Below are 13320 nucleotides of genomic sequence, written 5' to 3' on the forward strand. Positions count from 1 at the left end.
AACGAGGTCATCTCCTCGATGCTCGTCGGGGTTCGACAAAGTGAAGTGAGAGCACAGCCAGTTTCGCTTAGACGATTCGTCTTGCATCAATTGTCCCTTGGTAGCGGTAGCGGCGGTGGTAGTAGGAGGGATATCCGTGACGGTATCTGCAGCTTGCTCATGATCCCAACCTGCCACGTCGACGACGGCAACCCGCAACGGCATCCCGCAAGAGTTCCCGGCCGGCGCGGGAAACCGGACGATGCACGCTGCAACTCGCGACCGCCCGCATAGGCTTCCCACAGTCCGCACCAGACGTGGAGGTCGCCGTGGCACCAGAGTTCCGCTTCGCCGTCACCGACGACCCTGGCGAATGGGACGCACTCGTCGCACAGCACGCGGGTGCGACCGGGTTCCACGATTGGTCCTGGCTGCAGCTGATGGCCGACGTCTTCGGCTGGCGGTTCATCCCGCTGGTCGTCGCACGCCAGGGCACGCCGGTGGGGGTGTTCCCGGTCGTGCTCCGCCCCGGACCGATCGCACGTCCCGCGGATCCCCCGTTCCCGTACGTCGGGCCGCTCGTCCCCGGCGCGCTCCTGCCGGACGTCCTCCGGGCGTTCCGACGGTGGCAGGTCCGGCACGGTGTCCCGATCGCACGGTTCGACCTCGGCCCGGCAGTGACCCCGCCCGACGAGCTCCTGTCCCGCTGCGGCGTGGAGTGGACGGGCGACCGCACCTACGTCGTCGACCTGGCCGACTCCCCCTCCCCGGAGCAGCTCCTCGCCGGGATGAGCCGTAGCGCCAGGCACAACGTGCGGGCGGCCGAGCGGAGGGGCGTCGAGATCCGACCGTCGCGGCCCGGCGAGGTCACGGCGTTCCTCCCCCGCGTGCTCAGCGAGTCGTACGAGAGCCGCGGTGTCCCGTCGCCGTACCCGGACGACATCGGCGCACGGATCGAGCGGTGGGCCGAGGGCCGCGACCACGTGTACGCCGCGACCGCCGTGGTCGAGGGCGAGCTGGCCGGCGTGATCCTCGCCCTGGCGGGCCACCCGGTCGTGATGGGCTGGGCCGGTGGCACCCTGCGCGCGTACCGCTCCGCGAACCCGAGCTCGGCGCTCTACCACCACATCGTGCAGTGGTCCTCGGCGCACGGGCACACCGCACTCGACATGGTCGGGCGCGTCGACGAGGGCATCAGCCGGTTCAAGATGTCGATGGGCGCGACCGAGCGGCCGTTCGTCACCGTGGTGTCCTCTCCCCTGCCGCGCGTCGCGCGGTCGGCGGCCACCGCGCTCTGGCAGGTGACGCACCGGGGCTCCTGACGCGACGTGCGTCGCGAGACGGCCAGGGCCGTCGGACGGGAGGCACGGATCACCCTGGCCGGCGCGATCGCGTGATCCGCGCCTCCCGTCCGCTGCCGTGCTCACCGGTCGACGGCCGTCATCCGTCCGACGGCGGGTGTTTGGGTCTCGCGGCGGGTCGGCTCATCCGCCAGGACGATGCCCCGGCCGCCCGGGCTCCGCGAGCCTGACACCATGCATCCCAATGAGCAGCCCCGGGGCATTCGATGACGGCGTCGGCCCCGCAGCTCGTCGTCCACGACGACGCCGTCCGGGCGAACACCGCGGGTTTCGTCGCACGCTCCGGCGGGCACCTGATGGCGGTCCTGAAGGCCGACGGTTTCGGACACGGCTCGATCGCCCGGTCGGTCGTGTCGGCAGGTGCGACGTCCATCGGCGTGACCACGATCGACGAAGCCCTCGCGGTCCGCGCCGCCGGCACCGACGTCCCCGTGCTCAGCTGGCTCAACCCGCTCGACGCGGACTTCGAGACCGCCCTGCTCGCCGACGTCGACATCGCCGTCTCCGGGGTCGAACTGCTGGGCGCCGTCAGCCGGGCCGCGGTCCGGACCCGTCGACGCGCTCGGGTCCACCTGCACGTCGACCTCGGCATGGCCCGCGACGGCGCCGCCCCCTCGACGTGGGCGTCACTGTGTGCCGCAGCCCGCGAGCTGCAGCTGACCGGCACGATCCGGATCGTCGGGGTGATGGGCCACATGTCGTGCGCCGACCAGCCGGAGGACCCGCAGAACACCCGGGAACGACTCCTGTTCACGAACGCGGTCCGCACCGCACGGCGCCGCGGACTCACCGGGTTCACCACACACCTCGCCGCGACCGCCGCGACGGTCACCGGGGTCGGCGCCGGGCACGACCTCCACCGCATCGGCGCCGGACTGTTCGGCATCGACCCGTCCGGCACCGCGACCGACCTGGAACCGACGCTCTCGCTCACGGCACCGGTCGTCGGTACCCGCGAGATCGGTGCCGGCACCGGGGTCGGGTACGGCCTGGACCACGTCGCAGCACGGCCGACGAACCTGGCGCTGCTGCCCCTCGGCTACGGCGACGGACTCCCCCGCGCCGCATCCGAACGTGCCGAGGTCACCGTCCGCGGACGACGCCGACCGCTGGTGGGACGGTTCTCGATGGACATGGTCGTCATCGACACCGGCGAGGACCGCCTGCACCTCGGCGAGACCGTCACGCTCTTCGGCCGCGGCCACGACGGCGAACCCACCGTGTCGGACTGGGCCCGCTGGTCGGACACCATCGCGCACGAGATCGTCACCCGGATCGGCACCCGCGTGGCCCGGGTGCACCGCACCACCACGACCCAGGAGGCCCCCGTTGCCTGACCGTCCCACCACCCCGCAACGCGTCGCCGTGATCGGCGGCGGCGTCAACGACGAACACGACGTGTCCCTCGCCTCCGCCGCAGCCGTCACCCGCGCCGTCCGCGCACTCGGCGCCGAAGCGGTCCCGCTGACGATCGACCGGGACGGTTCCTGGCGGACCACCGACGGCGCTCCGCTCACCCCGTCCGACGTCGTCGCGCTGCTGACCTCGTGCGACGTCGCGTTCGCGGCCCTGCACGGCGTCAACGGCGAGGACGGCGCAGTCGCCGGGTTCCTGTCCATGATCGGGCTCCCGCTCGCCGGGTCACCGGTGCGCGCCGGAGCGCTCGGCATCGACAAGTGGGTCACGAAGACCCTCGCCGAGGCCATCGGGATCCCCACCACACCGGCCGTCCTCGTGCCCGCCGGCGCGGCGGTCGGCCCGGCCCCGTTCGTCCCACCGTTCGTCGTGAAGCCCACCACCGCGGGCTCGAGCAACGGCGTCTCCGTCGTCCGCTCCCCCGACGGCTACCCGACGGCGATCGACCACGCGCGAGCCGCCGGCGGTGACACCCTCGTCGAGGCGTTCGTCACCGGCCGCGAGGTCGACGTCGCCGTGTTCCGGCACCACGACGGCACGCTCCGGACCGGCGCAGCACTGGAGATCGGCGTCGCCGACGGCGAACTGTTCGACCGGGCCCAGAAGTACGACGGCACCGCCCGGTTCACGGTGCCGGCAGTCCTCGACGACGAGGAGCTCGACGCACTCGTGCGCGCTGCCCACACCCTCTACGACACCCTCGGCTGCTCCGGCGTCGCCCGGTTCGACTTCTTCCTCACCACGGACGGCATCGTCCTCAACGAGGTCAACACGAGCCCAGGCTTCACCGAGCAGTCGCAAGTCCCGCGGATGTTCGCCGCAGTCGGACTCCCCTACGTCGAACTCGTCGAGGCCCTGATCGCGGCGACACCCTCGCTCGGGGCAGGCTCAGGACGCTGAGTCGCCCTCCTGGTCGGACTCGACCGGCACGTCGTCGGCCGAGATCTCGAGCGAGGCGTGTTCCTCGCCCTGCTCCTCGAGGTTCTGACGGTCGGTGTCCGGCTGCTCCGGCTCCTCGCTGGCGGTGGTCTCTTCGGCTGGGTCAGGCTGGCTGTAGCTCATGGGTCGGAGGCTAGGCGTCGGCCCCTGGATGCGTCCGGGGACTCCGCGGAGACCGTCCGATCAGCGCGTTGCGACAGGACCGCTCCTCGGCCACACTGCTGGAGTGCCGACCGAACCGCCCACCCCGGACGACCGACCGACCCCGTCGCGTCGGACGTTCCTCCGGCGCGCCGGGATCGGTGCCGCGGGAGCCGCGGTCGGGGCAGCGGCAGTGGGGACCGCCGCCGCCGCGCACCAGCGCCGGCAGGACGAACGCTACGGCTTCACGCCGCTCCCCGAGCGCGCCGAACCCGGCTTCGACCACCTCGTCGTCGTCATGTTCGAGAACCGCAGCTTCGACCACGTGCTCGGCCGGTTGTACCAGGACGACGAACTCGGTGCCGGGCAGTCGTTCGAGGGCCTGCAACACGGCCGGCACGCCAACACCGCACCCGACGGGACGGTCGTCGAGGCACACGTCTACCAGGGGTCGACCGACACGGTGATGTCCCAGCCCGACCCCGATCCGGGTGAGTTCTACCCGCACGTCAACACGCAGTGGTTCGGGGTCGTCGAGCCCGAGGCCAACGCGACGCCGACGGAGCACGGGTACTCGGCCCCGTACAACGCGCCTCGGGACACCGCCGCCCCGACGATGAGCGGGTTCGTGCACGACTACGTCGTGAACTTCCGGATCGAACGGGGCCGCGAACCCACCGCCGACGAGTACGCCCGCGTGATGGGCGGGTTCTCCCCCGAGATGCTCCCGGTCTTCTCCACGCTCGCGAAGTCCTTCGCCGTGTACGACCACTGGCACTGCGCGGTGCCCTCGCAGACCTTCTGCAACCGCTCGTTCTTCCACGCCAGCACCTCGCACGGCTTCGTGACGAACGCGCTCGGCGGCGGTCCGGGCAAGTGGCTGGACGCACCGGCCGTGCCGACGGTCTTCAACCGGCTCGAGGAAGCCGGCAAGACCTGGCGGGTGTACTTCGACGTCGACCAGGTCGTGTCCCTCACCGGGTTCCTGCACGCGCCGTCCCTCGAGCGCTACTGGAAGTCGAACTTCCGCAGCATGGAGCAGTTCCGCGAGGACGCGGCGAACGGCACGCTCCCCGACTACGCGTTCGTCGAGCCCCGGATGGTGTTCGACCACAACGACATGCACCCGCCGATGAGCCGTCCGACCGTGGTCGACGTCCCGGGCGAGGAACCCTACGACAGCGCGATGTCCGACGTGCGGGCGGCCGAGGCACTCCTCGCCGAGGTCTACGCCGCGGTGCGTGGCGGTCGCTCCACCGACGGGTCGAACGCGATCAACACCGCCCTGGTCGTGACCTTCGACGAGCACGGCGGACTGTACGACCACGTCCCGCCGCCCGGTGCGACGCCGCCGTCGGGCGAACCGGAACCCGGCGAGATGGACTTCACCTTCGATCGCCTGGGCGGCCGCGTGCCGGCGTTCGTGGTCTCCGCGTACACCGAGCCGGGCACCGTCGTGAACGACCCGATGCACCACGCAGCGATCGTGCACACCCTCGCCGAACAGCACGGGCTGGAGCCGCTCACGCACCGCGACGCCGGCGCAGCGAGCATCCGCAACGTCCTGAACCGCACGGTCCCGCGGCAGCCGCAGCTCTGGCCGGACGTGCCGCGCCCGTACGTGCCGGCCAACCCCGAGGCCACGCGGCGGGCACTGACCGACCGGGACCGCCGACGCCCGCTCACCGCGCCCGGGCGCGGGTTGCTCGGGCTGCTGCTGGCGAAGTACGAGCCGGACGCTCCGGTCCCGGAGACCTTCGGCGACGCCTACGACGTGCTGACCCGGCACGGACTCGGGCTGTTCGGCGACCGCGACTGACCCGGCTCGGGCTCACGCGCCGACGTACGCCGCCAGGTGTTCCCCGGTCAGGGTCGACCTTGCCGCCACCAGTTCGGCGGGCGTTCCCTCGAACACGATCCGGCCGCCGTCGTGGCCGGCCCCGGGCCCGAGGTCGATCAGCCAGTCCGCGTGCGCCATCACGGCCTGGTGGTGCTCGATCACGACGACGGTCCGGCCGGCGTCGACGAGCCGGTCGAGCAGCCCGAGCAGCTGGTCGACGTCTGCCAGGTGCAGGCCGGTGGTCGGCTCGTCGAGGACCACCACCCCGCCCCGCTCGCCGAGGTGCGTGGCGAGCTTGAGCCGCTGCCGCTCGCCGCCGGACAGGGTCGTGAGGGGCTGCCCGATCGTGAGGTAGCCGAGCCCGACGTCCACGAGCCGGGACAGGATCGCGTGGGCGGCGGGGATCGAGGACTCCCCCGCGGCGAAGAAGCGTTCGGCGTCGGCGACGGGCATCGCCAGCACCTCGCTGATGTCCTTCCCGGCCAGGCGGTACTCGAGCACGGACTGGTCGAACCGCTTGCCGCCGCACTCCGTGCACGGGGTCGCGATCCCGGCCATCATGCCGAGGTCGGTGTAGATCACGCCGGCGCCGTTGCACGCGGGACAGGCGCCCTCCGAGTTCGCGCTGAACAGGGCGGGCTTCACGCCGTTGGCCTTCGCGAACGCCTTGCGGATCGGTTCGAGGAGTCCGGTGTAGGTCGCCGGGTTGCTCCGGCGGGAACCACGGATCGCACCCTGGTCGATCGCGACGACGTCCTCGCGCCCGGCGAGCGAGCCGTGGATCAGTGTGCTCTTGCCGGATCCTGCGACGCCGGTGACGACGGTGAGCACCCCGGTCGGGACGTCGACGTCGACCCCCTGCAGGTTGTGCGCGGACGCACCCCGGATCTCGATGACCCCGGTGCGCTCCCGCACGGCCGGCTTGACGGTGACCCGGTCGTCGAGGTGCTTCCCCGTGACGGTGCCGCTCCCCCGGAGCCCGTCGACCGGGCCCTGGTAGCAGAGCGAGCCACCGTCCGTGCCGGCACCGGGGCCGAGGTCCACCACGTGGTCGGCGATCGCGATGACCTCGGGCTTGTGCTCGACGACGAGCACGGTGTTGCCCTTGTCGCGCAGGCGCAGCAGCAGGCCGTTCATCCGCTCGATGTCGTGCGGGTGCAGACCGGTGCTCGGCTCGTCGAAGACGTACGTGACGTCGCTCAACGACGACCCGAGGTGCTTCACCATCTTCACGCGCTGGCCTTCGCCGCCGGAGAGCGTGCCCGTCGGACGGTCGAGCGACAGGTACCCGAGCCCGATCTCGACGAACGAGTCGAGCAGGTCGCGGAGCCCCTCGAGCAGCGGCCCGACGCTCGGCTCGTCGAGCGTGTACAGCCACGCGGCGACGTCCGTGATCTGCATCGCGCACACGTCGGCGATGTTCTTGCCCGCGATCCTCGACGACCGCGCGGTGTCGTTCAGCCGGGTCCCGCCGCACGCCGGACAGGTGGTGAAGGTGACCGCGCGGTCGACGAACGCGCGGATGTGCGGCTGCATCGCTTCGCGGTCCTTCTGCAGGAACGACCGGCGGACCCGCACCACCAGGCCCTCGTACGTCATGTTGATGCCGGCGATCTTGCGCTTCGTGGGCTCGCGGTACAGGAAGTCGTCGCGTTCCTGCGCGGTGAACTCGCGGATCGGCGTGTGCTTGTCGACGTACCCGGACTCGGCGAACATCCGGACGTTCCAGCTCTCGGTGCCGTAGCCGGGGATGGTGACGGCGCCGTCGGCGAGCGACCTGCTGTCGTCGAACAACTGCGTGAGGTCGATGTCGGTGACGGACCCGCGGCCCTCGCAGTCGGCGCACATGCCGCCGAGGCGTGAGAACGAGACCCGCTCGGCCTTGGCGTCCTTGCCCTTCTGCACGGTGATCGCGCCGCCGGCCGTCACGGTCGCGAGGTTGAACGAGAACGCGTTCGGACCGCCCACGTGCGGGGTGCCGAGCCGGCTGAACAGCACGCGCAACATCGCGTTCGCGTCCGTGACGGTGCCGACGGTCGAGCGCGGATCGGCGCCGATGCGCTCCTGGTCGACGACGATCGCGGTCGTCAGGCCGTCCAGCACGTCGACGTCCGGGCGCGCCAGCGACGGCATGAACCCCTGCACGAACGCGCTGTACGTCTCGTTGATCATCCGCTGCGACTCGGCGGCGATCGTGGCGAACACGAGGGAGCTCTTGCCGGACCCGGACACACCGGTGAACACCGTCAACCGGCGCTTCGGCAGGTCGACGTCCACGTCACGCAGGGTGTTCTCGCGCGCTCCCCGGACCCGGATGCGATCGTGGCTGTCCGCGGCGTGCTCGCCAGTGGTATTCATGTCGATCAGGGTACCGGCCGGCACCGAGGTCGTGGCGACGACGTCGTCGGTCCGTCGTGCCGGTCGGGACGGGTCAGGCCGTGCCGTACCGGCGGACCAGGTCCGGGAGTTCAGCGGGCTCGAAGGCCTCGTCTGTGGCGTCGAGTTCGTCGGCCGTCCACCACCGCGCGCCCAGGATGTCGACCTGCTCGTCGTCGGTCCAGCCGTCGGCGGAGAGCTCGAAGCCCGGGGTCCGGACGACGTAGAACTCGGAGTGGCCCCGGTCGTGGTCGGCCTCGTCCCAGTCGACGGCGAAGTCCCAGGACCAGACGGGCTGACCCGGGTCGTCGATGACGATGCCCGTCTCCTCACGGAGCTCGCGGACCGCTGCGGTGCGGTGGTCCTCCCCCGGGTCGACACCACCGCCCGGGGTGATCCAGCGGTGGAACCCGTCGGACGACGGCGCCTTGGTGTCCATCAGGAACACCCGCCCGTCAGGGTCGAGCAGGAGGATGCGGGAGGTCAGTCGCAGTCCGGGCTTCGCAGTCACCCGGTCGACGCTACCGCGGCCGGCTAGGACGCGGTGAAGCCGCTGACGTCGCCGACGAGCTTCGTGTGGTCGGCCGGGATCGGCTCGACCGCGGCGAGGGCGATCTCGGCGGCGAACTCGGACACGCTGTAGAGCTTGCCGACCTCCTGCCGTCGACCCTCGATCGCCCCCGGGTTCAGGCGGTTGAGGAGCGTGGCGGTGATCGTGCCCTCGATCATGTCGCCGGAGACGACGACGAACTCGATGCCGGCTGCCTCGAGCTGCGGCACGAGCTCGCGCAGCGCGAGTTCCCCCGCGCGCTTGCTCTTCGCGACCGGGACGTACTCGTCCATGGTCTCGGCGGTCTCGACGAAGTGGGCCTGGTGGCTCGTCACGAAGACGACCCGGGAGCCGGCGGGCATGTGCGGGACCGCGGTCTGCAGCATGTCGACCTGGGCGTCCCGGTTCAGGCGGAGCGCGTAGTCCTCGCCGAGACCGGACTCCATCCCGCCGGAGGCGTTCAGCACGAGCAGGTCGATGCCACCCCATGCGTCGACGACCGTGTCCACCATCGCCTGCACCGAGTCGTGGTCGGTCAGGTCGGCACCCACGGCGAGCGCGGACCCACCCGCCGCGACGATCTTCTCGGCGATCTGCTCGGCACGCTTGGCCTTGTTGCGGTAGTTCACGACGACCTTGGCGCCGGCCTCGGCCAGGTACCCGACGGTGTCGGCACCGATGCCGCGGGACGACCCCGTGACGAGGGCGCGCGTGTCGGCGAGGGATCCGGGGGCGAGGGGGTTGCTCACAGTCGTCTTCTCCAGGTTGCGTTCCGGCCGGTCGGCCGCCGACGAGTCTACCGATCGCCTGGGCGTCATCGGTGGCGGGCTGATATGTTGAACGGAGTTGGACCGGCCGTCGCGACGCAGCGAGCCGCCGCGCGCGACCGAGGGAGGGAGATCGCGTGAACGGAATCGATTGGATCCAGACCGTCGTCTGGATCGGCCTGGTGCTCTTGCTGGGCGTGGTCGAGATCTTCACCCTCGACTTCATCTTCATCATGCTCGCGGCGGGCGCCGCCGGCGGGCTGATCGCCGCCCTGCTCGGCGCCCCGTGGTGGCTCTCGGCCATCATCGCCGCCGGCGTCGCGCTCCTGCTGCTGTCGCTCGTCCGACCGCGCCTGCTCACGGCGCTCGGCCGGAACGCCGATCCGCACCGCACGAACGTCGAGGGCCTGATCGGCCTGCGCGGCACCGTCGCCGTGGCCTTCACCTCGTCCGCTCCCGGCCAGGTGCGCCTGGCGAACGGCGAGACCTGGAGCGCCCGCATCGCCGCCGACTCCACCGACCGAACACCGCCGCTCGGGACCCCTGTGGTCGTCGAGTCCATCGAGGGGTCGACCGCGGTCGTCCGCCTCGGAGAAAGGGCCACCTCGTGACCATCTCAGCCGGGACGATCGCACTGCTCGTCCTCATCCTGGTCGTCGTCATCTTCGTGATCGTCGTCCTGTCCCGCGCGATCCGGATCGTGCCGCAGGCGACGGCCGGGATCGTCGAGCGCCTCGGGAAGTACCACAAGACCCTCAACCCAGGGTTGAACCTCCTGGTGCCGTTCATCGACCGCCTCCGGCCGTTGCTCGACATGCGTGAGCAGGTCGTCTCCTTCCCGCCGCAGCCCGTGATCACCGAGGACAACCTGGTCGTCTCGATCGACACGGTCGTCTACTTCCAGGTCACCGACGCCCGCGCCGCGACCTACGAGATCGCGAACTACCTCGGTGCCGTCGAGCAGCTCACCACGACCACGCTCCGCAACGTCGTCGGTGGCCTCAACCTCGAAGAAGCACTGACGAGCCGCGACAACATCAACGGGCAGCTCCGTGTGGTCCTCGACGAGGCGACCGGCAAGTGGGGCATCCGCGTCGGCCGGGTCGAGCTCAAGGCGATCGAGCCGCCCGTGTCCATCCAGGACGCCATGGAGCAGCAGCTGCGTGCCGAGCGGAGCCGTCGTGCCGCGATCCTGCAGGCCGAGGGCACGAAGCAGTCCCAGATCCTCGAGGCCGAGGGTCAGCGACAGGCCGCCATCCTCGCCGCCGAGGGTGACGCGAAGGCCCAGGTCCTCCGGGCCGAGGGTGAGGCGTCCGCGATCGCGACCGTCTTCGAGGCGATCCACACCGGTGACCCGGACGACAAGCTGCTCTCCTACCAGTACCTGCAGATGCTGCCGAAGATCGCCGAGGGCACCGCCAACAAGCTCTGGATGATCCCGAGCGAGTTCACCGAGGCACTGTCCGGCATCGCGAAGGGCTTCTCCGGCGGACGGACGGGCAGCGCTCCCGCCGCCGGAGGTGCGGGCGGAGACTTCCTCTCGCGCATCTCGAAGCTGGCGAACGAGAGCCTCGCGAACACCGCCACCGCCGACGCCGCCACCGGTTCCGCACCCCGCCCGGACGCGACGGCTGCGGACATCGTGCCGGAGTCGGAGCTCGACGAGCGTCTGGCGGCGTCGAACCGCAGCGTCGACGAGCACCTCGCGGCGGCCGACGACGCCGCCGCTGCGGCCGAGACGGACGCGTCGGGCCACCGCACCGGCGACAGCTCCGGACGGCGCCCCGGCGACCGGTGATCGCTGACCGATGACGCACCGACGACGACGCCCGCCCCGGATCTCCGGGGCGGGCGTCGTCGTTCGTGCGTGGGTCAGGCGCCACGTCGGGCGCGGAGGAACTGCAGACGTTCCTGCAGGAGCTCCTCGAGCTCCTCGCGCGAGCGCCGTTCGAGCAGCATGTCCCAGTGCGTCCGAGGTGCCTTGACGTCCTCTTCGGCGACCTCGACGGGGATGCCGTCGTCACCGAGCAGACGACCCTCGCGACCGGAGCGGGGCTCCGACCAGGTCTGGGGCACGTCGGCGTCGGCCGAGAAGACGATGTCGAACGTCTCGCCCGAGTCGGTCTGGTAGACCGCGCGCTTGCGGTCCGAGAGCTCGACGCCCTCTTCGCTCTGGAGGCTCTGACTCCCGAGCCGCATGCCGCGGAGACTCCGATCAGCCATGTGTGTGCTCCTCTCGCTCGTCTACCCTCCCCAACACTGTCCCACGTGGCATCACTCCCGGACCGGTGCATTCACAGTCCGTTCCCAGTGGGACGGCGCGGCGCTCAGGAACGACGGACGACCGCGGTCCGCGCCACCCGGCGGGACCACGGAGCGCAGGCGAGCAGCGTGAGCAGGCCCCCGAGCGCGAGGACGAGCGCGATCGAACCCGACGCGATCGTCGCTGGTGTGGTGGAGGTGCCGAGCGGCACGTCGGTGATCATCGAGGTCGCCGTGTACTCGGGCACCCGGTCGATCGTGCGCCCGGACGGGTCGATGACCTGCGAGGCACCGACCGTCGAGATGTTCACCAGCGACCGCCCCGTCTCGATCGCCCGCATCCGAGCGATCTCGAGCTGCTGCAGGTTCTCGTCGGTGCCCGAGAAGTCGGCGTTGTTGGTCTGGGCGAGGATCACCTGCGCTCCCCCGCGCGCCATGTCGCGGGTGAGTCCGTCGTCGACGATGTCGAAGCAGATCGCGATGCCGGCCTTGACCCCGGCGACGGACAGGACGTTCGGCTTCGTACCCGGCGTGTAGTCGCGCTGCAGCAGTCCGATGAGCGACGGCGCCAGCTTCGAGAAGAACCACCGGTCGGGCACGTACTCGCCGAAGGGCACCGGCCGCTTCTTGTCGTACGAGGACTGCCAACCGTCGGCGGTCCAGACGAACGACGTGTTGTGCAGGACGCCCGACCGCGTCTGGGTGATGGCACCGGCGACGATCGGTGCGCCGACCGCGTCGACGACCGAGTCGAGCGCCGAGGCGATGACCCGCTGCTGTCGGGGGTCGAACTCCGCCGACCCCTCCGGCCAGACGACGAGGTCGACGCCCTTCGCATCGACGTCGGTGGCGGCGACCTGCGCCGCCAGGACCTCCCCCGGCTGTGCCCGGTCGAAGTACCCGGCCGGGCCGTTGCCCTGCACCGACTCGACGCGGATCGTGCCGTTCGTGGCGGTCGGCCACGCCGGGACGGCCAGCACCGCGGCCACGAGGAGCCCCGCGCTCGCGATCCGCACCGGCACGCGGACGGTCCGACCCGGTTCCCGCGGCGTCACGAGCGCGAGCGACAGCACCACCGCGACGCAGTACACGACCACGAACGTCAGGCCGAGGACGCCGACGTACGCGGCCAGGTGGGCGAACGGTCCCTGGGACTGGGACAGACCGACGCGCCCCCAAGCGAAGCCACCGTAGGGCCAGCTCCCCGAGAACCACTCGCGTCCGGTCCACAGTGCCGCGACGACGGCCGGGAGGCCCCACACGCGTCCGGCGGTCGACGGCACGACGCGGGCGACCCACCGGTACGCGAGGGCGATCGCCACGCTGCCGAGGGCGAAGAACACGGCCTCGAACAACGCGAGCGCGAACCACGGGACCGGCCCCAGGTAGCGTCCCGCCCACGAGATCGCGGGGACGAAGAAGGCTGCGCCCGCAACGTAGCCGAGCCACGCGGCACGCCGCGCGCGCTGCCCCATCGCCGCGAGCAGCATGCACGCGAGCGCCGGGTAGGCGAGGAACCACCACCCGGGCGACGGGAACGACAGGGCGAAGAGCACACCGCCGATCACCGCGAGCGGGAACGCCTGCGCGAGCGGCAACGCGTCGAACGGCCCACGCGCAACCGGGACGACCGCGCCGTGGGCCCGACCACGCGCCGGGCGCACAGGGGTGTCGAGGAGCTGCACCGGG

The 13320-nt window shown here is 71.2% G+C and carries 11 protein-coding genes and 1 pseudogene; 6 read left to right on the forward strand and 6 right to left on the reverse strand.

Annotated features, from left to right (window positions below; translation table 11 throughout):
• The first annotated feature begins 308 nt into the window (after window positions 1–308).
• From ACRQ4B_RS11550 to ACRQ4B_RS11560, 3 genes are all read left to right on the forward strand, one after another.
• On the forward strand, window positions 309–1301 hold the full coding sequence (locus tag ACRQ4B_RS11550) for a lipid II:glycine glycyltransferase FemX (protein WP_439691584.1): 993 nt from the start codon (window positions 309–311) through the stop codon (window positions 1299–1301).
• A gap of 245 nt (window positions 1302–1546) precedes the next feature.
• Complete coding sequence (alr, locus tag ACRQ4B_RS11555) at window positions 1547–2677, forward strand: alanine racemase (RefSeq protein WP_439691585.1); 1131 nt, start codon at window positions 1547–1549, stop codon at window positions 2675–2677.
• Entirely contained in the window at window positions 2670–3656 is a 987-nt protein-coding gene (locus ACRQ4B_RS11560; protein ID WP_439691586.1) for a D-alanine--D-alanine ligase family protein, read from the forward strand. Before alr ends, ACRQ4B_RS11560 begins: the two co-directional genes overlap by 8 nt.
• Here the strand turns inward: ACRQ4B_RS11560 and ACRQ4B_RS11565 are convergent.
• Window positions 3645–3818, reverse strand: coding sequence for a hypothetical protein (locus tag ACRQ4B_RS11565; RefSeq protein ID WP_439691587.1), 174 nt, complete (start codon window positions 3816–3818; stop codon window positions 3645–3647). The genes ACRQ4B_RS11560 and ACRQ4B_RS11565 overlap by 12 nt on opposite strands.
• Before the next feature lie 103 nt (window positions 3819–3921).
• Between ACRQ4B_RS11565 and ACRQ4B_RS11570 the strand changes: the two genes are divergently transcribed.
• The gene (locus ACRQ4B_RS11570) at window positions 3922–5655 is read left to right on the forward strand and encodes an alkaline phosphatase family protein (protein ID WP_439691588.1); all 1734 of its coding nucleotides are present in this window, start codon (window positions 3922–3924) and stop codon (window positions 5653–5655) included.
• 12 nt (window positions 5656–5667) lie between these two features.
• Here the strand turns inward: ACRQ4B_RS11570 and ACRQ4B_RS11575 are convergent, their stop codons facing one another.
• From ACRQ4B_RS11575 to ACRQ4B_RS11585, 3 genes are all read right to left on the reverse strand, one after another.
• Entirely contained in the window at window positions 5668–8034 is a 2367-nt protein-coding gene (locus tag ACRQ4B_RS11575) for an ATP-binding cassette domain-containing protein (protein ID WP_439691589.1), read from the reverse strand.
• Between the two features lie 73 nt (window positions 8035–8107).
• Complete coding sequence (locus ACRQ4B_RS11580; protein WP_439691590.1) at window positions 8108–8563, reverse strand: NUDIX hydrolase; 456 nt, start codon at window positions 8561–8563, stop codon at window positions 8108–8110.
• Window positions 8564–8586: 23 nt separating this feature from the next.
• On the reverse strand, window positions 8587–9351 hold the full coding sequence (locus ACRQ4B_RS11585; RefSeq protein WP_439691591.1) for an SDR family oxidoreductase: 765 nt from the start codon (window positions 9349–9351) through the stop codon (window positions 8587–8589).
• Window positions 9352–9506: 155 nt separating this feature from the next.
• Here ACRQ4B_RS11585 and ACRQ4B_RS11590 point away from each other — a divergent pair, with 155 nt between their 5' ends.
• A complete protein-coding gene (locus ACRQ4B_RS11590; RefSeq protein ID WP_439691592.1) occupies window positions 9507–9980 on the forward strand; it encodes an NfeD family protein in 474 nt (157 codons plus the stop codon).
• A pseudogene (locus ACRQ4B_RS11595) lies at window positions 9977–10879 on the forward strand (SPFH domain-containing protein); the annotation flags it as partial. The gene ACRQ4B_RS11590 and the pseudogene ACRQ4B_RS11595, both read left to right, overlap by 4 nt.
• 362 nt (window positions 10880–11241) lie before the next feature.
• Here ACRQ4B_RS11595 and ACRQ4B_RS11600 read toward each other — a convergent pair.
• Both ACRQ4B_RS11600 and lnt read right to left on the reverse strand, forming a co-directional pair.
• Complete coding sequence (locus ACRQ4B_RS11600; RefSeq protein WP_079236067.1) at window positions 11242–11592, reverse strand: RNA polymerase-binding protein RbpA; 351 nt, start codon at window positions 11590–11592, stop codon at window positions 11242–11244.
• Between the two features lie 104 nt (window positions 11593–11696).
• A complete protein-coding gene (lnt, locus tag ACRQ4B_RS11605; RefSeq protein WP_439691593.1) occupies window positions 11697–13316 on the reverse strand; it encodes an apolipoprotein N-acyltransferase in 1620 nt (539 codons plus the stop codon).
• Window positions 13317–13320 lie beyond the last annotated feature (4 nt).

This window comes from Curtobacterium sp. SP.BCo, assembly GCF_051903265.1.
Taxonomy (GTDB): domain Bacteria; phylum Actinomycetota; class Actinomycetes; order Actinomycetales; family Microbacteriaceae; genus Curtobacterium.